Genomic DNA, 25736 nt, shown 5'->3' on the forward strand with positions numbered 1-25736 from the left:
TTGTGATGCATGCATTATAGGACGGCGCCCTCAGTCTCAAGGCGATTGGCAGGTTTCGGATCTGTTGCGAGAGGTGCGTAGCCGACAGGTGTATTTGCCGTTGCGGGCCATGTCTTGAGCGGGCAGCGGGGGATTATACTGAACCAAACATAAAGAATCGGCGCTGCCGTTGCGCGCCGTGGCATGTAAGATCGCATCTCGATGCGTCCCGGCAAGGCCATCACGTTTGGCCTGCTTGGGGACAAGCCGTTTTTGGGCTTTCGGGCAATCCCGCGGCGGCGTATGCGGGCTTTGAGATGCTCGCCCGCCCCGCGATCCGCAAGATGCGCGGCTTTGCCGAGGGTACGCGTCCCGTGCAGCAGGCGATATTGACGCACGGCGTGAAGAAGCGCCAGGACCGACGCTTCTTCGATCGCGCCACGGTTTTGCGCGACCCCGAGACCGGTGAGCTGCTGGTGACCGAGGCCAAGACGCAGAATTCGGCGCTACTCGGCACGATGCAGCGGGCCAACTGCCTGCTGCGTATTGACGAAGGGCCGTGTGAGCTCAAGGCGGGAGATGTCGTGGACGTTGTGCGCGTCGACCTGCCCGAGGGAACGGTGCTATAGGAGGAACGCTATGGAGTTGAAGATATCGATCGTGACGTGCTCGGATACGTGCGATCTTGCCCAGGACGAAGCAGACGCTGTGCTCGAGGAGCTTATCGAGGCGCAGGGATGGACGGTCGCCTCACATGTGGTCGTGCGCGACGACGTCAGCGAAATCGGTGATGCCATTGTGGAAGCCGCCGATGAGTGCCACGCCAATGTCGTGCTCACCTGCGGCGGAGTAACCTTACGGGCTGCTCCGCCTTTTTATGCAGCGGCAGTGCGGGCCGTCTCGTGGTTATTGGTAAAAGAAAATTATCAGGCGAGAGATATTTATCATAAACATTATTCGCGCGAAAGCATAATCTAGTAACGGTGAAGGTTGACGACACCGAGCGCTTCGAGGGAGAGACGAACCCAGCGTTTACCTCGAGCCTGGAGAGTGCGGTTGACACTTCGGGCGTGAAGGCCGAGTACTCCTGCGTCGCCGATGAGAGTTCCCCGGCGGGCGAGTACCAGATCGAGGCGACGGTCACCGACCCGAACTTTGATGTCACGGTTGAGCCCGGTACGCTGACGGTGAAGAAGAAGCAGGAGCCTGTCGACCCGGACCCGGTGGTTCCCGATTCGGACAAGCCCGATGGACCCGATCCGGACAAGCCGGATAAGCCGGGGCCCGGCAACCCGGACCCGGATAAGCCCGGGACGCCCGATTCCGACCAGTCGGATTCTGGGGATCCGGCAAAACCAGGTAGTTCGGCTGACTCCGCAGCCGATAAGGCAAGGGGCGATGGTGCGGAAAACCCAGGACAGAAGGCTTCGTCCAAGTCGGGCGCTCAGCAGCTCGCCGATACGGGCGATCACGCGCCATTGGCAGTCGCCGTGGCTGCGGGCGCCGTTGCGCTTATCGCAATAGCGCTCGAGCTGCTGCGTCGTCGTCGCTCGGACGCGTAACGGCTCAAAAGGGGTGGCTAGATTGAAGCTTTGCACGATTTAGTCTGCTAAAGCATATATACTTGCGGGACGGGTCTTTTGCCCGTCCCGTTTTTGTCTCGACTCGAAAGGTGGTCCCATGGCCTCATCCGCTCCCCGCGGCCTGCGCTCCGACCATGTCCTCACTGTCGGCATTGCCCTGTTCTCGATGCTCTTTGGTGCCGGCAACCTCATTATTCCGCCGCTGCTGGCGCTGCAGGCAGGTTCTGCCACGCCGGTCGCCATGCTCGGCTTTCTCATCGCCGCCATCGGCCTGCCCGTCATGGGCTTTATCGCCGTGGCACTTGCCGGAACGGCGCGCGAGCTTGCCGGCCGCGTGCACCCCAAGTTTGGCGAATTCTTTGTCGCGGCGGTGTATCTGGCCATCGGCCCGTGCTTGGCCATCCCGCGCACGAGCTCAACAGCCTTCGAGATGCTGGTGCCGCTGCTGCCCGAGGGCGTCTCGCTCGCCACGGCTCGCCTGGTGTTCGCCGTCGGATTCTTTATCGTCGCATTTGCGCTCACGCTGCGTCCCGGCGTCATCACGCGCGTGCTCGGCCGTATTACGGGCCCCGCGCTCATCGCCCTTATCTTGTTGGTCGTGGGTGCCGCCGTGGTCTCGCCGCTGGGTCCCGCTGCCGCGCCGCAGGCTCCCTATAATGCCGGCGTTGCCGTGCAGGGCTTTTTGACCGGCTACCAGACCATGGACCTGCTCGCCTCGCTCGCCTTTGGCATCATCATCGCCGAGATTATCCACGAGCTGGGCGTTACCGATGACAAGCGCGTTGCCTTCGAGATTTCGCGCTCCGGCGTGATCGCCGGTGTGCTCATGGCCATCATCTACTGCGGCCTAGCACTTGCCGGCACGCAACTCAGCACCGTGATGCCCGATGCCACCAATGGCGCCGCCATCCTCGCTCGCTCTGCCTCCATGCATTTTGGCCTTGCCGGCACGGTCGTGGTCTTTGCGATCTTCTTCCTCGCTTGCATGAACGTGTGCATCGGGCTCATCAGCTGCTGTTCGCGCTATTTCTGCGAGACGTATGTGGTCAAAGGGGGAGCGGAGGCTTCCGAGGAGGCCATGCGCCGTCCCTTTGCGGTTCTCGCCTTTGTGTTCGCGGCGTTTTCGTGCGTGCTCTCCAACGTGGGTCTCGACATGATCCTCATGTTCTCGGTGCCCATGCTCAACGCCCTGTACCCCGTCGCCATCGTGCTGGTGCTTATGGGTCTGGTGCACGGTTTTTGCGACGCGCATCCGCAGGTGTGGGTCTGGGTCGGCGGCGTTGTCGCGGTCCAAAGCGTGATCACCTCGGTCCGCGATGCGTTCTTTACGGGCGCGTGGCTGCCGTTCGATGCGCTGCCGCTGGCAGACATTGGAGCCGCGTGGGCGCCGGTTGCCGTGGTGGCGTTTGTGATCGGCCTGCTCCACAGCCGGTTTGTCGCACATTCGAGGAGCTAGGGTATCGTCACTTGCACAGGCGGGGAGACTCCCCTATAATTTCCTTCGCTTTGGGACACGCAAGGTTTAGACCTTAGCTGCTCAACACCTTCGGGACGTGGCGCAGTTTGGTAGCGCGCCTGCTTTGGGAGCAGGATGTCGCAGGTTCAAATCCTGTCGTCCCGACCATATCTTGCGGGCGTAGTTCAATGGTAGAACCCCAGCCTTCCAAGCTGATGACGCGGGTTCGATTCCCGTCGCCCGCTCCATAAGAATTGTTTTAACGGCTTTGGTTTCCTTTGGGAATCAGAGCTGTTTTCGTTTACGCACCGGGCGACGGGAATCGAACCCGTCAGGGTGCGGAGCTGAGAAAATGCGTGAGCATTTTCCAGCGCAGCACGCAAGGGCCGAAGGCCCGCAGCGAAACAAGGATTTGCGAAGCAAATCCTTGGACTTCCCGTCGCCCGCTCCAAGCTATATAATCGCAGGCCAATATGCTAATTTGGCTCGCGTTTGTTTTTGCCCATCTTCGCGGGACATGTTTATGACCAATGTTTGTCCCACATCGTACGAAAGTAGTGATTGCCATGGCACAAAGTAAGGCAGAATATCCCACTCCCGACTGCCTGGCGCCCGCCGCGATCGAGGCCAAGACCGAGGCTGCCGGTGTTGCCAAGGTCAGCCTGCCGGTCTCGAAGGCCATTTTGCTCGCCATGTTCGCCGGCGCGTTTATCGCCTTCGGCGGCCTGTTCTTCACGGTCTTTCTGAGCGATCCCACGCTTGGCTGGGGCGCCCAGCGCTTCGTGGGCGGTCTTGCTTTTTGCCTGGGACTGGTGCTCGTGCTCATTTGCGGCGCGGAGCTGTTTACCGGTAACTCGCTTATGGTCTGCGCGCTTAAGAGCAAAAAGATCACGCTCGTCCAGATGCTTAAGGCTTGGGCTATTGTGTGGATCGGCAACTTTGCCGGCGCCCTGTTCGTTGTCTTTTTGATTTACATGGCAGCTATTTATAAGCTCAACGGCGAGGCCGTCGCCAACACCATGGTGAGCGTCGCCGCCGGTAAGGTTACGATCGACGCCGTTACCATCTTCTTCCGCGGCATTCTGTGCAACATCTTTGTCTGCCTGGCCGTATGGATCGGCACTGCCGGCAAGACCGTGGTCGATAAGGTCGTGGGCATTTTGCTGCCTATCGCTGCCTTTGTGGCCTGCGGTTTTGAGCACTGCGTTGCCAACATGTACTTTTTGCCCATGGGCATTTTGATGCATTCCTGCGGCTATGGAGCCGATGTCGCCGGCGCCGATGCCCTCAACGCCGCCGGGCTGGCGCTCAACCTTTCGGTCGCCACGCTGGGCAATATCGTGGGCGGCGCCCTGATCGTGGCGCTGGGCTACTGGTTTATTTACGCCAATAAAGAGGCCTAAAGGACCCAACCCATAACCGACCAAAAAGGGACAGGTTTATTTTGGCAGGTTTTGGACGAGGCGTTTCGCCGTCTTGTCGCGAGCTGCCATAATGGACCTGTCCCTTTTGCATACGTCTCGTCACATTTTGGCCGATGACGACCAAAGGGGACCCGCTTTTTATTGAACATGTCGAAAGGCTTTCCATGAGCGACTGCGAATCCATGCCTGCCGAGGTGCGCGACCGCCTGCGCTCCATTCCCGCCGCTCACGAACTGCTGGCCGAGTGGCCGGTCATGAAGGCTGTCGGCGATGCGGGCGACATGATTGTGCGCGAGGCGATTGATGCCGAGCTCGATGCCGAGCGCGAGGCGATCCGCTCTGGCACCCCCGCTAGGAATAAGCGCGAGCTCGCCTTGGCCATCGAGCAGCGGTGCCACCGACTGTCGCTGCCGACCCTGCGCCCTGCCGTCAACGCGACGGGCGTTGTGATTCACACCAATCTGGGCCGCGCTCCGCTTGCTCCCGCAGCGGTGCAGGCGGTGACCGATGTCGCCCGCGGCTACAGCATGCTTGAGTATGACGTCGCGACCTGTGCCCGTGGGGGCCGCAAAGAGCACGCCGCGCGTCTGCTGCGCAAGCTTCGCGAGGCTCAGTGCGAAGAGGTCGTGGAGCTGCAGGTTGTCGAGGGCGCCTCTACTCCCGGCGGCGGATCGCTGCCGACTGTCGAGCTCCCAACATTTTGCGTGCCGTCTGCCCTGTCGATGGGCGCCTATCCGCCGATGGCCTAAAGCGCGCCTTGGTTCAGGAGCCCGATACGCCGGTCGTGACACGCGTGCGGCACGACCAGGTGCTGTTTGACGTTCGCACGCTTTTGCACGACACCGACCTTGATCTATGTGCGTCTGCGTTGGTGGATGCCGTGCGGGCAGGTTTGCGCCGATGACGGCGCGCGAGCTTGTCGAATGTCCCGTTGTCGTTGGAACAGCGGGACACGTCGACCACGGAAAGTCGGCCCTTATCGAGGCACTGACCGGCAAAGATCCCGACCGTCTGGAGGTCGAACGCCGCCGAGGCATGACTACAGAGCTCGGTTTTGGCGAGCTCGGGCTTCCCGGTGGCAAGATTGTCGGCCTGGTCGACGTGCCCGGGCATGCGCACTATCTGCGCGCCATGGTGCAGGGCGCCACCGGCGTGGACGTAGCGTTACTGGTGGTTTCGGCCGTTGAGGGCGTGATGCCGCAGACCCGCGAGCACGTTCGGGTTCTGGAGCTGTTGGGTGTGACGCGCATGGTCGTCGCGCTCACGATGCGCGATTTGGCCAACGACGAGATTGCCACGCTGGCGGAGCTCGATGTCGAGGCGTTTCTGGACGGGACCGTGTTTGCGGGGGCGTCGATAGTGCCGGTGTCCTCCAAGACGGGCGAGGGCCTGGACGAGCTGCTTACGGTGCTCGATAACGCGGTTTACTCGTGCTGGTCGGAGCACCTGGAGGCAGCCGTGGGCTCGGGCGCCGCGCCCCGTCTTCCCATCGACCGTTGCTTTAGCATCCGCGGCACCGGAACCGTCGTGACGGGTACGCTGCACGACGGTCCCGTTTCGGTTGGCGATGAGCTCGTTGCGCTGCCGTCGCAAACGCGCTGTCGCGTGCGCGGGGGCAGGTTCACGGGGATACCCAGTGCGCGGTTCCCGGCCAGCGCGTCGCCCTGAACCTGGTGGACGATGGCGTGGCGGGCCTCAAGCGCGGCGAGATGCTCGGCGTCGAGGGTCGCGTGGGCCAGACGCTGCGCTTTTTGATGCAACTGACATATGTGGGGCGCGATGGCGTGCGATCCAGCGTTCTTGCTTCGGGTACGCGCATGCACGTCATGGCGGGCGCGGCCGAGGTGCTCGGCCGCATTATGCTTTTGGACGACGAGCCGCTCCTCGCGGTCGGCGAGACGCGCGTGGCGCAGGTGCGCCTGGAACGGCCGCTGCCGTTGCGTGCCGGCGATCATGCCGTCATTCTGTCGTATTCGCCAGTTTCGCTGCTTGGTGGCGGACGCGTTCTGCTTTCGCGCTGTCGCCGCGCGCGGGCCCTATCGGCGGGGGAGCGCGCGCGGCGTGTGCGCCGTCGACGGCGCCGAGGTGTTCGACCCGCATTCCGCTGCTGCGGCGATACGCATGGTGCGCGAGGCTGGCCAGCGTATCGTTGCCCTGTTGGACGAGGCGGGTCTTAATGCGCCGACGCTTCCCGAGGTGGGCGAGCAGTTGCAGCTCGATCGCGACACCATGACGCGTGCACTGCGCGAGCTTTCGCTCAACCACTCGATCGTTAAAGTCGAGCGCGACGTTGCCTTGTCCGCCGCCGCCGAGGCCCATGCGCGTGAGGTTGTTGCGACGGCTATCGAGGCTGCTGGCGGCGCCGCCACCACGAGTGTGCTGCGTGAAGCTCTGGGCGTGTCTCGCAAGCGAACCGTCAGCATCTTGGAGCACCTGGATGCCGTGCGCTTTACAGTGCTCGACAAGGAGGCCGGCGGTCTGAGATCGCTGCGCTAGCGGTTTCCGCATCGCTCTTTTCGATTGCGGCATATTCGGTTTGGTAACAATACCGCCACGCTTGGGAACGGATGGGCCCCGGTGGGCCCCGCGGTCCTCAAAACCGTTGCGAGGCGTGCAAAACGTCTTGGATGTGTTCGATTCACATACGTTCCCGCCAACGCATCTCGCCAAAACCACCACAAAGGTGCCTGTCCCCTTTGTGGTGGTTTCGAAACGTGCGAGAAACAGCTTTGAAACACGCGATTTGCACGTCAGGCGGTCAAAAACCCATCTACCTGCATCGTAATCAAAATGAAACATCCGCCCGCGGTCTTATTCGTAACTTTGCCGCAACAGTGCGATATTATCCATACACGATAAAGCTCGCGGCGCATAGGGTGCCGCGACCGACACTTTCGTTTCCCATCATTGGAGGAAGCATGAGCTACACGCAGAAAGTTCTCGAAGAGCTCAAGGCCCGCTATCCCGAGCAGCCTGAGTTCATCCAGGCCGCGACCGAGATCCTCGGCACCATCCAGCCGGCGCTTGACGCCCACCCCGAGTACGAGGAGGCCGCCCTGCTGGAGCGCCTCGTCGAGCCCGAGCGCATCGTCATGTTCCGTGTTCCCTGGGTCGACGACCAGGGTAAGGTTCAGGTCAACCGCGGTTACCGCGTCGAGTTCAACTCTGCCATTGGACCCTACAAGGGCGGCCTGCGCTTTAACCCCACGGTCACCCTGGGCATGCTCAAGTTCCTGGGTCTGGAGCAGATCCTCAAGAACAGCCTGACCACCCTTCCCATGGGCGGCGGCAAGGGCGGCTCCGACTTTGACCCCAAGGGCAAGTCCAACAACGAGATCATGCACTTCTGCCAGTCCTTCATGACCGAGCTCTATCGCCACATCGGCCCCAACACCGACGTTCCCGCCGGCGACCTGGGCGTTGGCGGCCGCGAGGTTGCCTACATGTTCGGTCAGTACAAGCGCCTGACCAACGAGTGGACCGGCGTCCTCACCGGCAAGGGCCTCTCCTTTGGCGGCTCGCTCGCCCGTACCGAGGCCACCGGCTACGGCCTGGTCTACTTTGTGGACGAGTACCTCAAGAGCCGCGGCGACTCCTTCGAGGGCAAGAACGTCGTCGTTCACGGCTCCGGCAACGTCGCTATCTACGCCGTCCAGAAGGTTTCCCAGCTCGGCGGCAAGGTGCTGGCCTGCTCCGATACTCACGGCTGGGTCGAGGATCCCGACGGCATCGACTACTCCGTGCTCGAGCACGTCTACAACCAGAAGCGTTCCGGTCACGATAAGGGCGTCACGCTCGCCATGTATGTTGACGAGAAGCCCAACGCCGTGTGGCACGAGGGCGACGGCCGCGGCGTGTGGCAGCTGCCCTGCGACATCGCGCTGCCCTGTGCTCGCGAGAACACGCTGCTGCTCGAGGACGCCCAGGCGCTCGTCGCCAACGGCTGCAAGGTAGTCGGCGAGGGCGCAAACATGCCCACGACCATCGAGGCCACGACCTACTTCCAGGAGAACGGCGTCGCCTTTATGCCTGGTAAGGCTGCCAACGCCGGTGGCGTGCTCGTGTCCGGCCTGGAGATGAGCCAAAACGCCGAGCACCTGTCCTGGACCTTCGAGGAGGTCGACGGTAAGCTCGAGCAGCTCATGCGCGGCATGTTCCACAACGTGGACGACACCGCCAAGGAGTATGGCCAGGAGGGCAACTTTGTCATGGGCGCCAACATCGCCGGCTTCCTGAAGGTCGCCGACGCCATGCTCGCTCAGGGCGTCTGCTAAATCCAGCTCAACATAGCTCCGTTCAGCACCAGCTGATGCACCTAAGGCTCTCGACCATATCGGCCGGGAGCCTTTTTCTATGGTGGCGAGGGTCGTGCGCCCTCGTTTGGTACACTTAGAGGCACTGGACAAGTAAAGAGATGGGGGAGAACTTGCTCAAGTTCGGTACCTACGTCCGTGTTGGAAACGCGGCCGAAGCCTATGAGCTCTTGCAGTAAAACCGCAACAACAAGATTGTGGGCGGCGGCATCTGGATGCGCCTGGGATCGCGTCGCGTGGCGACGGCGATTGACCTTTCGGCCTGCGGACTCGATCAGATCGAGGAGACCGAGACCGAGTTTCGCATCGGCGCCATGTGCACCCTGCGCCAGCTCGAGCGCCATGCCGAGCTCAACGCGCTCGTCAACAATGTGTTTGATTGCCGTCCACGACATTGTGGGCGTGCAGCTGCGCAATACCGCCACGGTGGGTGGCAGCATCTACGGCCGCTTTGGCTTCTCGGACGTGCTCTCCGCCTTCCTCGCGCTCGATTCCTATGTTGAGCTGACGGATGCCGGCCGCGTGCCGCTCGCCGAGTTCGTGGACATGGGTTACGTGCGCGACGTGATCGAGCACATCGTGGTCGTCAAACACGACTACCGCGCGAGCTACGAGGCCGTACGCTTTAGCTACCCACACTTCGAATTTGGCCCCGAGCTCGAACGCCTTGGTGGGGTAGATAAAAAAGCCCCGTCCCAAATTAGCTACCCTGAGCCATCGGCAACTCGTGGTGAGGTCGTGAGCCAAAAACGTGTGCGTGCGCTTGCCGCTCGTATCTGCTATCATTCCTAGTCTGTGCGCTCATGCGGGCGTGGCGGAATTGGTAGACGCGCCAGATTTAGGTTCTGGTGGGATTCCCGTGAAGGTTCGAGTCCTTTCGCCCGCACCAACGCACTTGCGTCGGCTCCCGCCGTCGCGACTCTTTGTTGCATAAAAGGTACCAGCACCTCAGATAAGCTGGGCAGTATGAGGAGGAACGTGTTGAACATCACCGCTTCTGACGTCAAGGACGCCAAGCTCACCGCTACGGTCACCATCCCGGCCGCCGACGTCGACGCCGCGATCAAGAAGGCCTACAAGGACACCGCCAAGAAATACCGCTTCCCGGGCTTCCGTGCCGGCAAGGCCCCCCGTCCGGTTATCGACTCCGCTCTTGGCGCCGAGGCTACCCTCGCTCAGGCCACTAACGACCTGATCGCCGCCAACGAGCCCGCCGTCCTCAACGAGCTGGACATCGTCCCCACCAAGAACGGTGACTACAAGGAGCTCGACCTCGCCAAGGATCACGAGGACTACACCTACACTGTCGAGTTCTCCCTGCGTCCTGCCGCTGAGCTCTCCTCCTTCGATGCCGTCGAGATCGAGATGCCTCCCGCGGAGGTCACCGAGTCCGAGATCAACAACCAGGTCGAGATGCTCCTCAACTACCGCGCCACCTTCGAGGACGTCGAGGGCCGCGCCGTCGAGGCTGACGACTATGTGACCGTCGACCTCAAGGCCGTCGAGAACGCTGATAACTTCGCCGCCGAGGGCCGTATGCTCATCGCCGGTAGCGACAGCAACCCCAAGGAGTTCAACGAGGCCCTGATCGGCGCTAACGTTGACGACGTCAAGACCGTCACCTGGACCGACGAGGTCGAGGAGGGCGAGGAGGCCGAGACCCACACCGTCGAGGTCACCGTCAAGGGCATCAAGGTCCGCAACACCCCCGAGCTCACCGACGAGCTCGTCAAGTCCGACTTTGGCTTCGACAGCATCGACGCCATGCGCGACGCCATCAAGCTCGAGATCGAGCAGGACAAGGCTTCCCGCCTCCCGGCCGAGAAGGAGAACCGTTGCGTCTCCGCTCTCGCCGAGCGTCTGCAGCTCGAGGAGATGGACGCCGACTACGAGCAATCCGTCTTTGAGGAGCTTGGCCAGAACTTCCTGTCCAACCTTGCTGCCCGCGGCATGACCCTAGACACCTGGCTGCCCGCTTCCGGTCTGACCATGGAGCAGTTCATCGGCGACCTGCACAAGCAGGCCAACGACGTTGCCCGTGAGTCCCTGGCGCTCGACGCCCTCGCCCGTGAGCTCAAGATCGAGGTCACCGAGGACGACATCAACGCCGAGTTCGAGAAGGCTGGCGTCAAGGACGTCGAGGCTTCCAAGGCCGAGTTCATCGCCGATGGCCGCATGCCCGCCGTCCGCGAGTCCATCCGTCGCTCCAAGGCCGTCGATCACCTGGTCGAGAACGCCAAGGTGACCGAGGTCGACGAGACCGCCAAGGACGCCGAGTAATTCTCGCCACCTTGTCCGCGAGCGCATGCGTGTGCCCGTGATGGGGTAAAGTTATAAGCCGGTTATCCGGTTGCTTCGTACGGTGCCAGCCAATGCATAGCATGCGGGCACCGTACGTTTATCTAGAACCAATTTGGTCCGCAAGAGAGAAATGGAGATGCGTATGATCGCTAAGTTCGATTCCGCCCTCGTGCCATACGTTATCGAGCAGACGCCGCGCGGTGAGCGCAGCTACGATATCTATTCGCGCCTGCTCAACGACCGCATCATCTTCTTGGGCGAGGAGATCAACTCTGTCAGTGCCAACCTGGTCGTTGCCCAGCTGCTGCATCTTGAGAGCCAGGATGCCGAGAAGGATATCTCGCTCTACATCAATTCGCCCGGTGGCGAGGTATACTCCGGCCTGGCGATTCTTGACACCATGAACTTTATCAAGCCGCAGGTCTCCACCATCTGTGTCGGTATGGCCGCGTCTATGGCCGCCGTGCTTCTTTCGGCCGGCGCCAAGGGCAAGCGCTTCTGCTTGCCGCACTCCAAGGTCATGATTCACCAGCCCAGCGGTGGCGCCCAGGGCCAGCAGACCGAGATTGAGATCGTTGCCGAGGAGATCAAGAAGACCCGTCGCGAGCTCAACCAGATCCTGTCCGATGCCTCGGGCCAGCCCATCGAGAAGGTCCAGGCTGATACCGAGCGCGACAACTACCTGACCGCTGCCGAGGCCCTCGACTACGGCCTGATCGACCGCATCGTCACCTCGCGCGACCTCGCCGCTAAGGACGCCTAGGATGGCCGGTAACATGCAGGACAACTTCGACGAGAACGGCAACCCTATCCGCTGCTCCTTCTGCGGAAAAGAGCAGGGACAGGTTCGTCGCCTTGTTAAGGGCCCGACCAATATCTTTATCTGCGACGAGTGCGTCGCCGCCTGCTCCGAGATCCTGGAGGAGTCGCTGGCTTCGGACTTTATGGACGCCGCCCGCAACGGCAAGCTGCCGGGCTTCCTCAACGATCACGGCCAGGCTGCCGGGCAGCCTGCCGTGGATCCCGAGGCCGAGGGCTTTGAGCTCGAGGACGATGCCCGCCAGGTCATTACGCATGTGCCGACGCCGCACGAGATTTATGACGAGCTTTCGGCCTATGTCATGGGCCAGGAAGATGCCAAGCGCGCCATGTCGGTTGCCGTGTACAACCACTACCGCCGCGTGATTGAGGGCGGCGCTGCGCTTTCGGCCTATGACGACGGCTCGGACGCGCAGCTCGACGACGATATGGACGAGGTGGAGCTCGCCAAGTCCAACATTTTGCTGCTCGGTCCCACCGGTACCGGTAAGACCCTGCTTGCCCAGACGCTCGCGCGCATCCTCGAGGTGCCGTTTGCCATCGCCGACGCCACCGCGCTTACCGAGGCCGGTTATGTGGGCGAGGACGTGGAGAACATCCTGCTCAAGCTCATCAATGCTGCCGATGGCGATATCGAGCGCGCACAGGTGGGCATCATCTATGTGGACGAGATCGACAAGATCGCCCGCAAGGCCGAGAACCTGTCCATCACCCGCGATGTTTCGGGCGAGGGCGTTCAGCAGGCACTGCTTAAGATTCTTGAGGGCACGGTGGCAAGCGTTCCGCCCACCGGCGGCCGCAAGCATCCCCAGCAGGAGCTGTTGCAGATCGACACGACCAACATCCTGTTTATCTGCGGCGGTGCCTTTGTGGGTCTGGACAAGATCATCGCCGACCGCGTGGGCAACAAGGGCGTGGGCTTTAACTCCGAGATCGCCGGCCCCACCTCGGTCGACGAGAACGACCTGCTGCGTCAGGTGCTCCCGCAGGACCTCAACGCCTTTGGCATGATCCCCGAGTTTGTGGGACGTACGCCGGTCGTCACCCAGACGCAGGCGCTTGACGAGGACGACCTGGTGTCGATCCTGACCGAGCCCAAGAACGCCGTGGTGCGCCAGTACCGTAAGATGTTCCAGCTCGAGGACGTTGAGCTTGAGTTTGAGGACGCGGCCCTGCACGAGATCGCCCGCATGGCGCTCGCCCGCAAGACCGGCGCCCGAGGCCTGCGCTCCATCTGCGAGGACGTGCTGCAGCAGACGATGTTCGACCTCCCCAGCGAGGAGGGCGTAGCCAAGGTCGTCGTGACCGAAGCTTCCGTCAAGGGCGAAGAGCAGCCCCAGCGCATCTACGGCTAAACCAGCCAAAAACGTGCTTGCAAATAGCCTCCGACCACCCGCGGTCGGAGGCTATTTTATATATACGCAATAACCCCAACTACCTGTGCTATTCTGTGTGTTTGTTTAAGCCAAAGCGAAGTCAATTCAGACTGAAGTAATCGATACCTAAGGGGAGGAATGTAGGCCCGTTTTTCGTAGATTCCGCACGAGCCGAAGACCACTTAATGTGGTCTTCGAGCGAGCCCAGGACCTGACCGAACGAAAATCGGGCCTACATTCCTCCCCGGCGGGACAGGGAGAGATATATGGAAGAGATGCCCAAGAACTACGATCCGTCGACCAACGAGCCGGCGATCCTGCAGAAGTGGCTCGACGGCGGCTACTACAAGCGCCGTGAGGGCGTGGGCGACTGCACCGTCACCATTCCGCCTCCCAACGTGACCGGCAAGCTCCACATGGGCCACGCCACCGACGACTCCATCCAGGACGCCATCATCCGCATGGCCCGCATGCGCGGCAAGTCCACGCGCTGGGTGCTGGGTACCGACCACGCCGGTATCGCCACGCAGACCAAGGTCGACAAGAAACTCAAGAGTGAGGGCATCAGCCGCCTGGAGATTGGCCGCGACAAGTTTGTCGACGCCTGCTGGGACTGGACCCACGAGTACGGCGGCATCATCGTCGAGCAGATCAAGCGCATGGGTTGCTCCGTCGACTTCGACAACGAGCGCTTTACCATGGACGAGGACTACGCCCAGGCCGTGCGCAAGGTGTTCTGCGACTGGTACCACGACGGCCTGATCTACCGCGGCAAGCGCATCGTCAACTGGTGCCCCAACTGCACCACCGCCATCTCGGACGACGAGGCCGAGTACAAGGACGAGAAGGGCCGCCTGTGGCACCTGCGCTACCCGCTGACCGAGCCGGTCAACGGCCAGGACTACATCGTCGTCGCCACCACGCGCCCCGAGACCATGCTCGGCGACACGGGCGTTGCCGTCTCCCCGAAGGACCCCGAGAAGGCCGCCTTTGTGGGTAAGACCGTTAAGCTCCCCATCGTCGACCGCGAGATCCCCATCTTTGAGGATTGGCACGTCGACGCCAACTTTGGCTCCGGCTTCGTTAAGGTCACCCCGGCCCACGACCCCAACGACTACGCCATGGGTCAGGCCCACGACCTGCCGCAGATCAATATCTTTGACGAGCACGCGGTGGTCGTTGAGGGCTACGGCGAGTTCACCGGCATGAACCGCGATGAGTGCCGCGAGGCCGTCATCAAGTGGTTCGACGAGCACGGCCTGCTCGACCACGTCGACGAGCACGATCACTCCGTCATGCACTGCTACCGTTGCGACTCCGCCCTGGAGCCGTGGCTGTCCGAGCAGTGGTTCGTCGCCGTCGACAAGCTCAAGGGGCCGGCGCTTGACGCCGTCAATTCCGGCAAGGTCACCTTCCACCCCGCGCGCTGGACGCAGACCTACACCACCTGGATGGAGAACCTCAAGGACTGGTGCATCAGCCGCCAGCTGTGGTGGGGCCACCGCATCCCCGTGTTCTACTGCGAGGACTGCGGCTGGGAGGACGCCCTCACCGAGGACACCGACGTGTGCCCCAAGTGCGGCGGCCATCACGTGCATCAGGACGAGAACGTGCTGGACACCTGGTTCAGCTCGCAGCTGTGGACCTTCGCCACGCAGGGCTGGCCGCAAAAGCCGGAGCTGCTCGAGGGCCATCACCCCACGACAGCGCTCGTCACTGCACGCGACATCATCGCGCTGTGGGTTGCCCGCATGGTCATGAGCTCACTGTACTTCCTGGACGAGGTGCCGTTTAAGGATGTCGTCATTTATCCGACGATCCTGGCCAAGGACGGCAGCCGCATGTCCAAGTCCAAGGGCAACGGCGTTGACCCCATGGACCTTATTGGCATGTACGGTGCCGACGCCATGCGCTACAACCTGCTCACGCTGTGCACCAACAATCAGGACGTTAAGTTCGACGCGAACATCGATAAGAAGTCCAAGAAGCTCATCGACAGCCCGCGTACCGAGCAGGCCAAGTCGTTTGTGACAAAGATCTGGAATGCCAGCCGCTTCCTGCTCATGAACATGGAGGGCTACACGCCCGGCGAGCCCGTCGTGGAGACGCCGGCCGACGCCTGGATGTTCAGCCGTCTGGCCAAGGCCGTCAAGATGGTCACCGAGGGCATCGAGAACTACACCTTTGGCGACATGGCCCGCGGCGTGCAGCAGTTCTTCTGGAACGAGGTCTGCGACTGGTACGTCGAGGTCACCAAGGCCCGCCTGAAGGGCGAGGGCCGTCTGCAGGCGCAGCGCAACCTGATCTTTGTGCTCGACACCTCCATTCGCCTGATGCACCCGCTCATGCCGTTTGTTACCGAGGAGATCTGGGACAACATGCCGGCGAGCGTGCTCGACCTGGACGCCGAGGGTAACGTGGATCGCGCCGAGGCGCTCATGATCGCCAAGTGGCCCGAGCCCGCCGACTACGCCAAGTACGTTGACGAGCCCGCCGAGCGCGCGTTTGAGCTGTGCCGCACCGTCGTTTCCGCCGCCCGCGCCACCCGTTCGCGTTATCGCTTGAGCCCCAAGGCCGAGCTCGACGTGGTCGTGCGCGCCGGTGCCGAGGATATCGAGAAGCTCGAGAGCCTGCGCTCGACCATCGAGCCGCTGGCCAACACCACCTCGCTGGTCATGGGTACCGACGTTGAGAAGCCGGCCGCGAGCATCGCCGTGGTCGATAGCGGCGTCGAGGTCTTTGTGGTGCTCGAGGGCAAGGTTGACCTTTCGGCCGAGAAGGCACGCCTGGAAAAGGAGATCGCCGCGGCTCAGAAGGAGCTCGCCGGCTGCGAGAAGACGCTCGCCAACGAGGGCTTTGTGGCCAAGGCCGCGCCTGCAGTGGTCCAGAAGAAGAGGGACCGTGCAGCTGAGCTCAAGGAGATCCTGGCGGCGCTGACTGCTCAGGTTGCTGACTTCTCGTAGGGCTTACTGAGGGGCGCGTCCCGATGCTTTGCTCTCCGCTGCGGACTCCTATTCCGCCGTTCTAACGAACGGCGGCTGACTCGACGCTGCAAACGCCTCTGATGGCCAATCTGCCGTTCAACTTCGGGTGCATGGGCATAAGCCCTATGCGCCCTTGTTTTACGGCACCTTGGCTCATCAGAGGCGTTTTCGCTGACTATCCTCAACCTATACTGTTTTATTTTTCTATGAATGGCGGTTCTGAATATGCCTAAGCGTTCTGGCTTGTATACCGTTCCTTTTGAGTTTGATTTGCTTTCGTTTGGTGAAGCTGTGGGGCTGGCTGCTGATACGGGGCGGATTTCTGGGGATGCTGGGCCTCTGCTTGAGACGGTTGTCGATATGCTCGATGAGCTGGGGCGTCCGGACGAGTATTTCGATTGCATTCAGGTTGCTGGTACCAATGGCAAGACTTCGACCACGCGTTTTTCGGCTGCTATCCTTCGCGGCGAGGGGCTTAAGTGCGCACTGTATACGTCGCCGCAGCTTGTTCACTATCCCGAGCGCATGGAGGTCGATGGGCGCGTCGTGAGTGACGAGACCTTTGCCCGTGGCGTTTCGGCGGCTGTCGAGGCGGGGCGTCGCGTGAATGCGCACCGTGTGGCGGCGGGGGAGCGCGCCTATTCCATCACGCCGTTTGATCTGCTGACGGCTGCCGCACTGGTAGTGTTTGCCGAGGCTGCGGTGGATGTTGCCGTGCTCGAGGTTGGCATGGGCGGCCGTTGGGACGCCACGAGCGCGACCGATCCCGTCGCCGTTGCCATTACGGGCATTGGGCTCGATCACACGCGCATTTTGGGCGATACGCTCGAGGCCATTGCGGGGGAGAAGGCTGCGGTTATCAAACCCGGGCGCTTGGTTGTTTTGGGCGAGGGCACGCACGAGGCGAGCGTTCAGCGCGTGATGGATGCCCGTTGCCGCGAGTGCGGCATCGTGCCGCTCGTGGTGAGCCACGCCACGACTAAGGTGCCGGCGCGTGTGGGCGACACGGTGGAGTTTAGCTGCACTACGCCGCGTGCGATCTATGCGTCGAGCATGGTGAAGCCGGCGTATCAGCCGCAGAATGCAGCGTGTGCGATTATGCTGTGCGAGGGTTATCTGGGCCGCGAGCTCGACCATGACAAGCTTGATGCTTCGCTTATGGGCTGCCCCACGCCGGGTCGCTTTGATGTGCTGGGAACCGATCCGCTCAAGTTGATCGACGCCTGTCATAATCCCCAGAGCTGCGAGAACTTTGTGAGCGCGCTGGACGAGATCGATCCGTGCGTGGAGAACCGCCCCACGCTGCTGTGTGCCGCGCTGGCCGATAAGGACGTGGCGGGCATCGTTGACGTTCTGGTTCCGGCGTTCCCCCGCGTGGTCGTGACCCAGACCGATTCCGATCGCGCCCTGCCGGCGGAGGAGCTTGCCGCCCTGGTGGACGCCGATAAGCTCGCGGGCGTGTACGCGAGCGTGCCTGAGGCCCTCGCGGCCCTCGATGCCGCGGGCGAGTCCTTCGTAGCAGCCGGCACCATCACCCTAGCCGGCGAAGTAGCCGGCCTGCTCCGTTAACCCATCCTGGAGGGTAGCTAATTTGGGACGGGGCTTTTTTAGCTACCCTACCCGGAGTCTTCGAAGCAGGAAACCACATTTGACATAGGGCAGCTAAAAAAGCCCCGTCCCAAATTAGCTACCCAAGTTTCCTCTTCAGTTGGGGATGAGCCTAGTCTAGGCGCGTAGCTTCGTGGGGGTAGGCGTTGAGAATCTCGACGCCGTTCTCGGTCACCAGGGCTAGGTCCTCGATGCGGACGCCGGTGCGGCCGGGGAGGTAGATGCCCGGTTCGATGGAGAACGTCATGCCTGGCTCTACGACCTGCTCGTTGACCAGCGAGACGTCGCCCGGCTCGTGGTCCTGCAGACCGATCGAGTGGCCCAGGCGATGCGTAAAGTACTTGCCGTAGCCTGCGTCCTCAATCACGTCGCGCGCGGCGCGGTCCAGGTCGCACATGCGAACGCCCGGTGCGATGAGTGCCTCGGCGGCTTCGTTAGCGCGGCGCACGATGTCGTAGATGTGTGCCGTCTCCTCGTCCGGCTCGCCCCAAAAGAACGTGCGCGTCATGTCCGAGCAGTAGTTGCGATGGCGTCCGCCAATGTCGAAAAGCACCACGTCGCCGCGCTTGAGCACGGTGCCGTTGGGCTCGTGGTGCGGGTCGCCGGCGTTGGCGCCAAAGCTCACGATGGGCGGAAAGCTAAAGCCCTCGCAGCCGTGCTTGCGGTACAGGCCGAGCATTTGGTCGGCAATTTCTCGTTCCGTCACGCCTTCATGGACGAGCTTGATTGCATCGGCCATCACGGCGTCGTTGGCTGCCGAGGACACGCGCATGAGTTCCTGCTCGGCGGCGTCTTTGTAGGTTCGCGCGGCGGTCACGGCAAAATCACCCAGGAAAAACTCGCTGGCGGCATGGCGCTCCATGAGCGGCATCAAAAAGCCGGAACGCATGACAGTGTCGATGCCGAGCGGCTTGGTCGGATCGATCTCGCGAGCGATGGCATCGGTCACGACATCGGTATCGGTGTGGTAGGCAACGCGGGCATTGTCATACTCTGGCAGCTGGTGCAGGGCGTTGACTAGGATCACCGGCTCGGCGCCGCGCGCGAGCAGCACGCCGCAAAAACGCTCGAACATATCGGCATAAAAGCCGGTCAGGTAATAGATCGACCACGGGTCGTTTACGAGCAGCTGTGCGCCGGGGTGCTGAGCCTCGAGCGCATCGAGCACGCGCGCCACGCGCTGGTCATCGACATGTGCCATGAAACATCCTTTCGCTAGGGTGCCACCATGGTATCCCAAGCCCGGCACATAGGGACGTTCCTTTTATGCCGGCACTTCGGGACACTCCTTGGCATGACCAGCCTATCAAGCAGTAAAAGATGTCAAAAGAGGCCCATTCCAAATGGGCTGGTTTCAAAAGTATGGTGGATTACGGGGCTGGACCTGTATTATTTGACCATGGGAAAAATCGCGAGATTAAAACCGCAGGTAGACGGCTTATCAAATATCGAAAAATGTCTGTATGGATGGGGGGTCTCCGAATTAGCCCCGTAATCCGGCATAGTTTTGAAATGGCACTAAAGTAGGCACAATCTTAATTCCGATTCCAAGGATAGTTGCGGTGGAATAGTTCCTGGATGCCGGGGTTTTGGCGGAAATCAGGAACTATTTCACCGCAATTGAGGAGGGGCGGGGTGGATGGCGGGGTAGCTAAAAGAGCCCCGTCCCAAATTAGCTACTCGATGTCCATGCTGGCGATTAGGTTGATGTTGGTGTCTAGGAGGTTCTCAAGCACGACGTCTCCCATGCGGATGGGGGCGTTGACGACTAGGCCTCGGATGAGGTTCATGGCTTGGGCGTGGAGTTCTAGCGGGATGGCTTCGGATGTGCGTACGGGGAGCAGGGCTTCGTCGCCGCCGGAGACGGCCACGGTCGTCGTGAGCACGCGCATAGGGCAGGTGAGCTCCTGATGTGCGAACTTATCGCCGCGCGGGCAGTTGTTGCCGGTTACGGAGCGCACTTCCACCACGGCGCTATTGGCGTCGCGCTCCACCTTTACGGTCAGAAGGCATTCGGATGGGCAGGTCGTGCAGTTGAACTGCAGCGTTTCGATCACGTTATCGCTCATAGTCTATGCCTCCTCGACGGGATCGACGGATAGGACAATCTCGCTGGCGCCCAGGTCGAGCGCTTGCTGGATGACCTTTGCCGGCAGCGGGAAGCTTTCCATAACGCTCGGCTTAAACGCGCGGCCCTTGCCCGCAAACAGTTCCTCGTCGCCTGCCAGAATACGCACGCGGGCGGCGTCGACCGGTCGGCGCACCCGGAAGTTGAGCTTGGTGAGCGCCACAGCCGTAATGCGTCCCGGCAGTGCGTATCCCGCGATGCCGGCTGGGGAGACCGTGAGCTCGCAGTCCGGAACGGCGCCCACGCCGGTCCCCAGCGCGTACGCCGCTGCAGCTGCGCCAGCCCTTTCGGACTCGGTCGTCACGTTGTCGGCCAGGTCGTGCACGTGCAGCACGTTGCCGCAGGCAAATATGCCCGGCACGCCCGTCTGCAGGCTCTGGTCCACCACGGCGCCGCGCGTACGTGGGTCCAGCTCCACGCCCGCGGCAACCGAAAGCTCGTTCTCGGGAATCAGGCCCACCGAAAGCAGTAGCGTGTCGCACGGAACGATGCGCTCGGTTCCCGGAATGGGTGCAAGATGCTCGTCGACCTGGCTTACCTCGACAGCCTCCACACGATCGTGCCCGATCACACGCGTGACCGTGGTAGACAGATGCAGTGGAATGCCAAAGTCTTCCAGGCAGTTCTTAACATTGCGACGCAGGCCGTTGGCGTACGGCATGAGCTCGTACACACCCTCGACCGAAATCCCCTCGAGCGTGCAGCGGCGCGCCATGATCAGCCCGATGTCGCCCGAGCCCAAAATGACGGCGCGCGAGCCGGGTTTGAGGTTCTCGATATTGATGTATCGCTGCGCTAGGCCGGCCGTAAACACGCCGGCGGGTCGGCTGCCGGGGATCTTGATCTCGCTGCGCGTGCGCTCGCGGCAACCCATGGCAAGGACGACCGCGCGCCCGATGAGCTGCAGCATACCGGTGGGGCTCATGAGCGTGACGGTGTGGACCGCGGCGTCTTCCGCGGACTCGCCCGAATCAACCCCTATCACCATGCTGTCCAAGAACAGCGCAATGTTGGTCGCGCGCACCTGGTCGATAAAGCGCTGCGCGTACTCGGGACCGGTGAGTTCCTGCTTAAAGTGCGACAGTCCAAAGCCCGGGTGAATGCACTGTCGCAGGATGCCACCCAGATGCTGCTCGCGCTCCACGATGGCCACGTGCGCGCCGGCCTTATGCGCGGAAAGCGCGGCCGCCATGCCGGCAGGTCCGCCGCCGATAACGACCACGTCGAAGGCCTGCGTTGCCACGGCCTCAACGCCATCGCCATCAATCGCGCTCGATTTGAATTCCGCCATCCTAGCGCACCCCCTTCAAAGGTCCCTCAACGAGCCATGAGCCAGCGTCCTCCAACAGCACCTCGCTGGGGTCGCAGCCCAGCTCGCGCGCTAGGATCGCCACTACGCGGCTCTGGCAAAAGCCACTCTGGCACCGACCCATGCCCGCACGGCAGCGCCGCTTGACGCCCTCGACCGAAACCGCACCCGGGCGGCATCGAATCGCGGCCACGATTTCGGCCTCGGGCACTGTCTCGCAGCGGCAGACGATCTGCCCCCATGCAGGGTCGGACTCAATGAGCTCCTCCTTGCGTGCAAGCGGCGCTCGGTCGAAGTCGTCCGGCGCGTGTCGAATCGGATCCCAATCGGCCCGTCCGCGCAAAGCAACGCCCGCCTTGCGCATCACGTGCTCCATGCGCTCGGCAATGGCTGGCGCGCTTGCCACACCCGGCGACTGAATGCCCGCCGCCTGGAAAAGCCCCGGCACCACGGCCGACTGTCCAATAAAGAAGTCGTTCGTTCCCTGAATGACCGGACGCCCGCCGGCAAACGCGCGCACCACGCGGCGCGTGTCCAGATCGGGCACCAGCTTGCGCGCGCCGGTCAGCAGCGCGTTCACATCGCTCGCATAGGTCTGCGTGTCGCCCGGCTCACGCACGGCAGCCGTGGCGGTGATCACGGTGTTGCCGTGGACCGTGCCCGTGACGATAACGCCCTTGGACAACGGCGTGGGCACGGGGTAGAGCGGCATAAGCGCACGCGGCTCCTTGTCCAGCACCACGATGTTGCCCTGACGCCAGACCATCTGGAACTCCTCGGCGCCCGCCATATGCGAGATGTCGGCGGCGCCGTTGCCCGCGGCGTTGATCAGGTAGCGGCAGCGCACGCTGCCAGCAGGGGTCGCCAGCGTAAAGCGCGCGTCGTCGCCCGAGCCTGCGACTTCAATCGCCTCCACCGGTGCGGAGCGCATAAACGTCACCCCGTTGGCCACGGCGTTCTCCAGCGCGGCGATGGCAACCTCAAACGGGTCGACAAAGCCAGTGGAGGGGCACCACAACGCGCACGTTGCATCGGCACTGGCGCGCGGCTCTAATTCGTGGATGCGGTCGGGTCCGATGATCGACAGCTCGGGCACGCCGTTGGCAAGGCCGTTGCACCGCAGCTGCTCCAGATGCGCGCGGTCCTCGTCGTTAAAGCCCAACACCATCGATCCGGTGCGACGGAACAAAAAGCCCAGCTCCTGCGCCCACGTACCGTACAGCTCACAACCACGAGCGTTGACCTGGGCCTTAACCGTGCCCGGCGCCGGATCGTAGCCAGCGTGCACCAGGCCGCCGTTGGCCTTCGACGCGCCCAGCGCAATATCGTTAGCCGCCTCGACCACGCAAATGGACAGGTCATAGCGCGCGAGCTGCCGCGCGATGGCGCATCCGGTGATGCCCGCGCCGACAATCGCGATATCAAACGTTTCTGTCACAGTGCCTCCCAGACGAGTTGACAGGCTGTCAATAAGACTATCCTACGGTCTGCACACCCTCAGTGCGGCGGCAATGCGGCGAACAGCCCCGCTGTACCCGCTAACGGCAGACGAGGGGAGACTCAGTAACGTCGATAACCTCGTCTGCCGACAGCTACGGCAACCGTTTGTCTCGACCTGTAACAGTAAGAGAGGAATTACGGTCCTACGTGTTACAGATCGAGATTGAAGTTGGGGAGGGGCCCCTGCGTCTCGATCTGTAACACCTAGACCCGGATTCCGCTTCCACCAGTTACAGATTGAGATGTTTGTGTCCGCGCCAGCCCCGCCCCTAGCCGTGGTCCCATATAAACAAACCCCGTGGTAAACTTGACCATACTGTAAATATTCCGAAAGGTACCCGTAATGTCCAAGTACATCTCCGAGCTCATGTCGCCGCAGCTCATGGGCGTCGTCTATGCCTTCGTTGGCTTTATCATCGCCCTGTATGTGCTGTCGGTCGTCTATGTGTTCATCGACGCTCGCCGCCGCGGCGCCAGCGCCTACGTGGCATGGGGCATCATCGCCCTCATCCCGTTTGTAGGCCTCATCGCCTACCTGGTCCTGCGCCCGCACTCCTATGCGTCCGACCGCGAGGAGCAGGAGCTGGACATGGCCCTGCGCGAGCGCCAACTTGCCCAGTACGGCACCTGCCCGCAGTGCGGCGCGCCCATCGAGAAGGACTTCGTCGTCTGCCCGGTGTGCGACACCCAGGTTCGCAACGTATGCCCCAGCTGCCATCGCCCGCTCGATGCGCACTGGAAGGTCTGCCCCTACTGCCGAACTCGCATTCAGTAGCGCATCCATCGCCGGGCCGGCCGCAAGCCACGGGCACCGCGCATCCCGTGCGAGCCACACGCGCAACCCGCCCCACACGATGAAGCATGCGTAGAAAATCGCCCGCCGTGCCATTAAGGTGCGGCGGGCGCTTGTATACCAAGGCAACCTGCCTATAATGATGCAAGTCAAAAACGCCGAGCGCATAGCACGCACTTGCATCAGGCATCCGAGAGGAGAAAACATACCCATGAAGGCACTCTACAATGACGGTTCGGTGGCCGAGCTCCCGCAGGACGAGGTCACGCACGTCATCCGCCACTCCGCCGCGCACATCATGGCGCAGGCCATCAAGCGCCTATACCCCCAGGCCGACTTTGCCTACGGCCCCGCGACCGACAACGGCTTCTACTACGACGTCGACCTGCCCGAGGGCGTCAAGATCAGCGAGGACGACTTCCCCGCGATCGAGGCCGAGATGAAAAAGATCGTCAAGGAGAATCTCAAGTTCACCGTGTACGAGAAGCCCCGCGCCGAGGCCATCGCCCTTATGGAGGAGCGCGGCGAGAAGTACAAGGTCGAGCACATCGGCGACCTGGACGACGACGCCCGCATCACCTTCTACCAGCAGGGCGACTACATCGACATGTGCGTCGGTCCCCACATCTGCTACACCAAGGCCCTGAAGGCCTTTAAGCTTACCGGCGTCTCGGGTGCTTACTGGAAGGGCGACAAGGACAACAAGATGCTCACCCGCATCAACGGCGTCGCCTTTGCCACCAAGGAAGAGCTCGACGAGCACATGCACATGCTGGAGGAGGCCAAGAAGCGCGACCACCGCAAGATCGGCCGCGAGATGGACCTCTTTATGATGCGCGACGAGGCCCCTGGCTTCCCGTTCTTCCTGCCCAACGGCATGATCCTTAAGAACACGCTGCTGGACTACTGGCGCGAGATCCACCACAAGGCCGGCTACGTGGAGATCTCCACGCCGCTCATCATGAACAAGCAGCTGTGGAAGACCTCGGGCCACTGGGACCACTACAAGGACAACATGTACTCCACCGTCATCGACGACGAAGAGTACTGCATTAAGCCCATGAACTGCCCGGGCGGCGTGCTGGTGTACGCCTCCAAGCCGCACTCCTATCGCGAGCTGCCCATTCGCGCCGGCGAGATTGGCCTGGTGCACCGCCACGAGCTGCGCGGCGCCCTGCACGGCCTGTTCCGTGTGCGCTGCTTTAACCAGGACGACGCCCACCTGTTTGTGCGTCCCGACCAGCTGACCGACGAGATCGTGGGCGTGGTCAACCTCATCGATTCCGTGTACCAAAAGTTTGGCTTTAAGTACCACGTTGAGCTTTCCACCCGCCCCGAGGACTCCATGGGCTCCGACGAGGACTGGGCGCGCGCTGAGGAAGGCCTGCGTACCGCTCTGGAGCAGCTGCACATGGACTACGAGGTCAACGAGGGCGACGGCGCCTTCTACGGCCCCAAGATCGACTTCCACCTGGAGGACTCGCTCGGCCGTACCTGGCAATGCGGCACCGTCCAGCTCGACTTCCAGATGCCGCTCAACTTTGACCTGGAGTATGTTGACGCTGACGGCACCAAGAAGCGCCCCATCATGCTGCATCGCGTGTGCTTTGGCTCCATCGAGCGCTTCATTGGTATTCTGATTGAGCACTTTGCGGGCAAGTTCCCCACCTGGCTGGCCCCCGTGCAGGTCAAGGCACTTCCCGTCTCTGAGAAGAGCCGCGACTACGCTCACGAGGTATGCGCCAAGTTGGAGGAGGCCGGCATTCGCGTGGTCTGCGACGATCGCGACGAGAAGATCGGCTACAAGATCCGCGAGGCCCGCAGCATCGACCGCGTGCCCTACATGCTCATCCTGGGCGAGAAGGAGGTCGAGGCCGGCAACATCTCCGTCCGCGATCGCTCCAACGAGACCGTTCAGATGAGCGTTGACGAGTTTGTTGCCAAGGTGCTCGAGGAGATCAAGACTCGCGCCTAAGGCAAACTTCACAACAATTAACAAAGGCGACCGTCCACAAAGGGCGGTCGCCTTTTTTCATGACGAAATTAGAAAAGCCGCTGGTTGAGCGGCTTTTTTTGTTGCACAAAAAGGTACAGGTTTTTATAGAGGGGTATGGAGATGTACCTACTAGCAGTACATTTTGCGTAATCTGGGCAAACGCTGAT

22 protein-coding genes and 4 tRNA genes are annotated in these 25736 nt (G+C 61.9%); 22 read left to right on the forward strand and 4 right to left on the reverse strand.

The window, feature by feature from the left end:
• Positions 1 to 296 precede the first annotated feature (296 nt).
• The 20 genes from DXB98_RS06960 to DXB98_RS07045 all read left to right on the forward strand — a co-directional run bounded on the left by DXB98_RS06960 (position 297) and on the right by DXB98_RS07045 (position 17804).
• Positions 297 to 608 carry a hypothetical protein gene (locus DXB98_RS06960; protein ID WP_233505117.1) on the forward strand — a complete coding sequence of 104 codons (312 nt, stop codon included), beginning with the start codon at positions 297 to 299 and terminating at the stop codon, positions 606 to 608.
• A 10-nt stretch (positions 609 to 618) separates the two neighbouring features.
• Positions 619 to 957, forward strand: a complete 339-nt coding sequence (locus DXB98_RS10450; RefSeq protein WP_233505118.1) for a molybdenum cofactor biosynthesis protein B — start codon at positions 619 to 621, stop codon at positions 955 to 957.
• Positions 958 to 962: 5 nt separating this feature from the next.
• Entirely contained in the window at positions 963 to 1541 is a 579-nt protein-coding gene (locus DXB98_RS06970) for an MBG domain-containing protein (protein WP_117743613.1), read from the forward strand.
• Between the two features lie 118 nt (positions 1542 to 1659).
• Positions 1660 to 3018: a branched-chain amino acid transport system II carrier protein gene (brnQ, locus tag DXB98_RS06975; RefSeq protein ID WP_117743614.1), complete on the forward strand. Its 1359-nt coding sequence runs from the start codon at positions 1660 to 1662 to the stop codon at positions 3016 to 3018.
• A gap of 91 nt (positions 3019 to 3109) precedes the next feature.
• A tRNA-Pro gene (locus tag DXB98_RS06980) sits at positions 3110 to 3186 on the forward strand.
• 6 nt (positions 3187 to 3192) lie between these two features.
• Positions 3193 to 3266, forward strand: a tRNA-Gly gene (locus tag DXB98_RS06985).
• Between the two features lie 318 nt (positions 3267 to 3584).
• On the forward strand, positions 3585 to 4421 hold the full coding sequence (locus DXB98_RS06990) for a formate/nitrite transporter family protein (protein ID WP_117743639.1): 837 nt from the start codon (positions 3585 to 3587) through the stop codon (positions 4419 to 4421).
• 185 nt (positions 4422 to 4606) lie between these two features.
• The gene (locus DXB98_RS06995) at positions 4607 to 5191 is read left to right on the forward strand and encodes a hypothetical protein (protein ID WP_199407142.1); all 585 of its coding nucleotides are present in this window, start codon (positions 4607 to 4609) and stop codon (positions 5189 to 5191) included.
• A gap of 151 nt (positions 5192 to 5342) precedes the next feature.
• Positions 5343 to 6110, forward strand: coding sequence for a GTP-binding protein (locus DXB98_RS07000; RefSeq protein WP_158553169.1), 768 nt, complete (start codon positions 5343 to 5345; stop codon positions 6108 to 6110).
• A 17-nt stretch (positions 6111 to 6127) separates the two neighbouring features.
• Entirely contained in the window at positions 6128 to 6619 is a 492-nt protein-coding gene (locus tag DXB98_RS10195) for a hypothetical protein (RefSeq protein ID WP_158553170.1), read from the forward strand.
• The gene (locus DXB98_RS10200) at positions 6564 to 6938 is read left to right on the forward strand and encodes a SelB C-terminal domain-containing protein (protein WP_158553171.1); all 375 of its coding nucleotides are present in this window, start codon (positions 6564 to 6566) and stop codon (positions 6936 to 6938) included. The genes DXB98_RS10195 and DXB98_RS10200 overlap by 56 nt, the downstream gene beginning before the upstream one ends.
• Positions 6939 to 7001: 63 nt before the next feature.
• Positions 7002 to 7098: transfer RNA gene (locus DXB98_RS10205), tRNA-Sec, on the forward strand.
• 262 nt (positions 7099 to 7360) lie between these two features.
• On the forward strand, positions 7361 to 8716 hold the full coding sequence (gdhA, locus tag DXB98_RS07010; protein WP_117743617.1) for an NADP-specific glutamate dehydrogenase: 1356 nt from the start codon (positions 7361 to 7363) through the stop codon (positions 8714 to 8716).
• A 408-nt stretch (positions 8717 to 9124) separates the two neighbouring features.
• Positions 9125 to 9547, forward strand: a complete 423-nt coding sequence (locus DXB98_RS10305; RefSeq protein WP_233505119.1) for an FAD binding domain-containing protein — start codon at positions 9125 to 9127, stop codon at positions 9545 to 9547.
• Between the two features lie 13 nt (positions 9548 to 9560).
• Positions 9561 to 9644 (forward strand) — tRNA-Leu (locus tag DXB98_RS07020).
• An 89-nt stretch (positions 9645 to 9733) separates the two neighbouring features.
• Complete coding sequence (gene tig / locus DXB98_RS07025; protein WP_233505120.1) at positions 9734 to 11035, forward strand: trigger factor; 1302 nt, start codon at positions 9734 to 9736, stop codon at positions 11033 to 11035.
• 163 nt (positions 11036 to 11198) lie between these two features.
• The gene (locus tag DXB98_RS07030; RefSeq protein ID WP_022095182.1) at positions 11199 to 11819 is read left to right on the forward strand and encodes an ATP-dependent Clp protease proteolytic subunit; all 621 of its coding nucleotides are present in this window, start codon (positions 11199 to 11201) and stop codon (positions 11817 to 11819) included.
• Position 11820: 1 nt separating this feature from the next.
• Positions 11821 to 13230: an ATP-dependent Clp protease ATP-binding subunit ClpX gene (gene clpX, locus DXB98_RS07035; protein WP_117743619.1), complete on the forward strand. Its 1410-nt coding sequence runs from the start codon at positions 11821 to 11823 to the stop codon at positions 13228 to 13230.
• A gap of 287 nt (positions 13231 to 13517) precedes the next feature.
• Positions 13518 to 16214 (forward strand): valine--tRNA ligase, encoded by a 2697-nt coding sequence (locus DXB98_RS07040; protein WP_117743620.1) that lies wholly within the window; start codon positions 13518 to 13520, stop codon positions 16212 to 16214.
• A 246-nt stretch (positions 16215 to 16460) separates the two neighbouring features.
• On the forward strand, positions 16461 to 17804 hold the full coding sequence (locus DXB98_RS07045; protein ID WP_117743621.1) for a folylpolyglutamate synthase/dihydrofolate synthase family protein: 1344 nt from the start codon (positions 16461 to 16463) through the stop codon (positions 17802 to 17804).
• Positions 17805 to 17955: 151 nt separating this feature from the next.
• Here DXB98_RS07045 and DXB98_RS07050 read toward each other — a convergent pair whose 3' ends face one another.
• The 4 genes from DXB98_RS07050 to DXB98_RS07065 all read right to left on the reverse strand — a co-directional run bounded on the left by DXB98_RS07050 (position 17956) and on the right by DXB98_RS07065 (position 22718).
• A complete protein-coding gene (locus DXB98_RS07050; protein ID WP_117743622.1) occupies positions 17956 to 19044 on the reverse strand; it encodes a Xaa-Pro peptidase family protein in 1089 nt (362 codons plus the stop codon).
• A gap of 475 nt (positions 19045 to 19519) precedes the next feature.
• A complete protein-coding gene (locus DXB98_RS07055; RefSeq protein ID WP_117743623.1) occupies positions 19520 to 19912 on the reverse strand; it encodes a DUF1667 domain-containing protein in 393 nt (130 codons plus the stop codon).
• Positions 19913 to 19915: 3 nt separating this feature from the next.
• The gene (locus DXB98_RS07060; RefSeq protein WP_117743624.1) at positions 19916 to 21262 is read right to left on the reverse strand and encodes an NAD(P)/FAD-dependent oxidoreductase; all 1347 of its coding nucleotides are present in this window, start codon (positions 21260 to 21262) and stop codon (positions 19916 to 19918) included.
• Between the two features lies 1 nt (position 21263).
• The gene (locus DXB98_RS07065; RefSeq protein ID WP_117743625.1) at positions 21264 to 22718 is read right to left on the reverse strand and encodes an NAD(P)/FAD-dependent oxidoreductase; all 1455 of its coding nucleotides are present in this window, start codon (positions 22716 to 22718) and stop codon (positions 21264 to 21266) included.
• Positions 22719 to 23123: 405 nt separating this feature from the next.
• Here DXB98_RS07065 and DXB98_RS07070 point away from each other — a divergent pair, with 405 nt between their 5' ends.
• Together DXB98_RS07070 and thrS are read left to right on the forward strand one after the other, a co-directional pair.
• Positions 23124 to 23555: a zinc ribbon domain-containing protein gene (locus DXB98_RS07070; RefSeq protein ID WP_055251579.1), complete on the forward strand. Its 432-nt coding sequence runs from the start codon at positions 23124 to 23126 to the stop codon at positions 23553 to 23555.
• Positions 23556 to 23784: 229 nt separating this feature from the next.
• Positions 23785 to 25548 carry a threonine--tRNA ligase gene (gene thrS, locus DXB98_RS07075; protein ID WP_117743626.1) on the forward strand — a complete coding sequence of 588 codons (1764 nt, stop codon included), beginning with the start codon at positions 23785 to 23787 and terminating at the stop codon, positions 25546 to 25548.
• Positions 25549 to 25736 lie beyond the last annotated feature (188 nt).

The sequence above is a fragment of the Collinsella sp. OM07-12 genome (genome assembly GCF_003438275.1).
Taxonomy (GTDB): Bacteria; Actinomycetota; Coriobacteriia; order Coriobacteriales; family Coriobacteriaceae; genus Collinsella.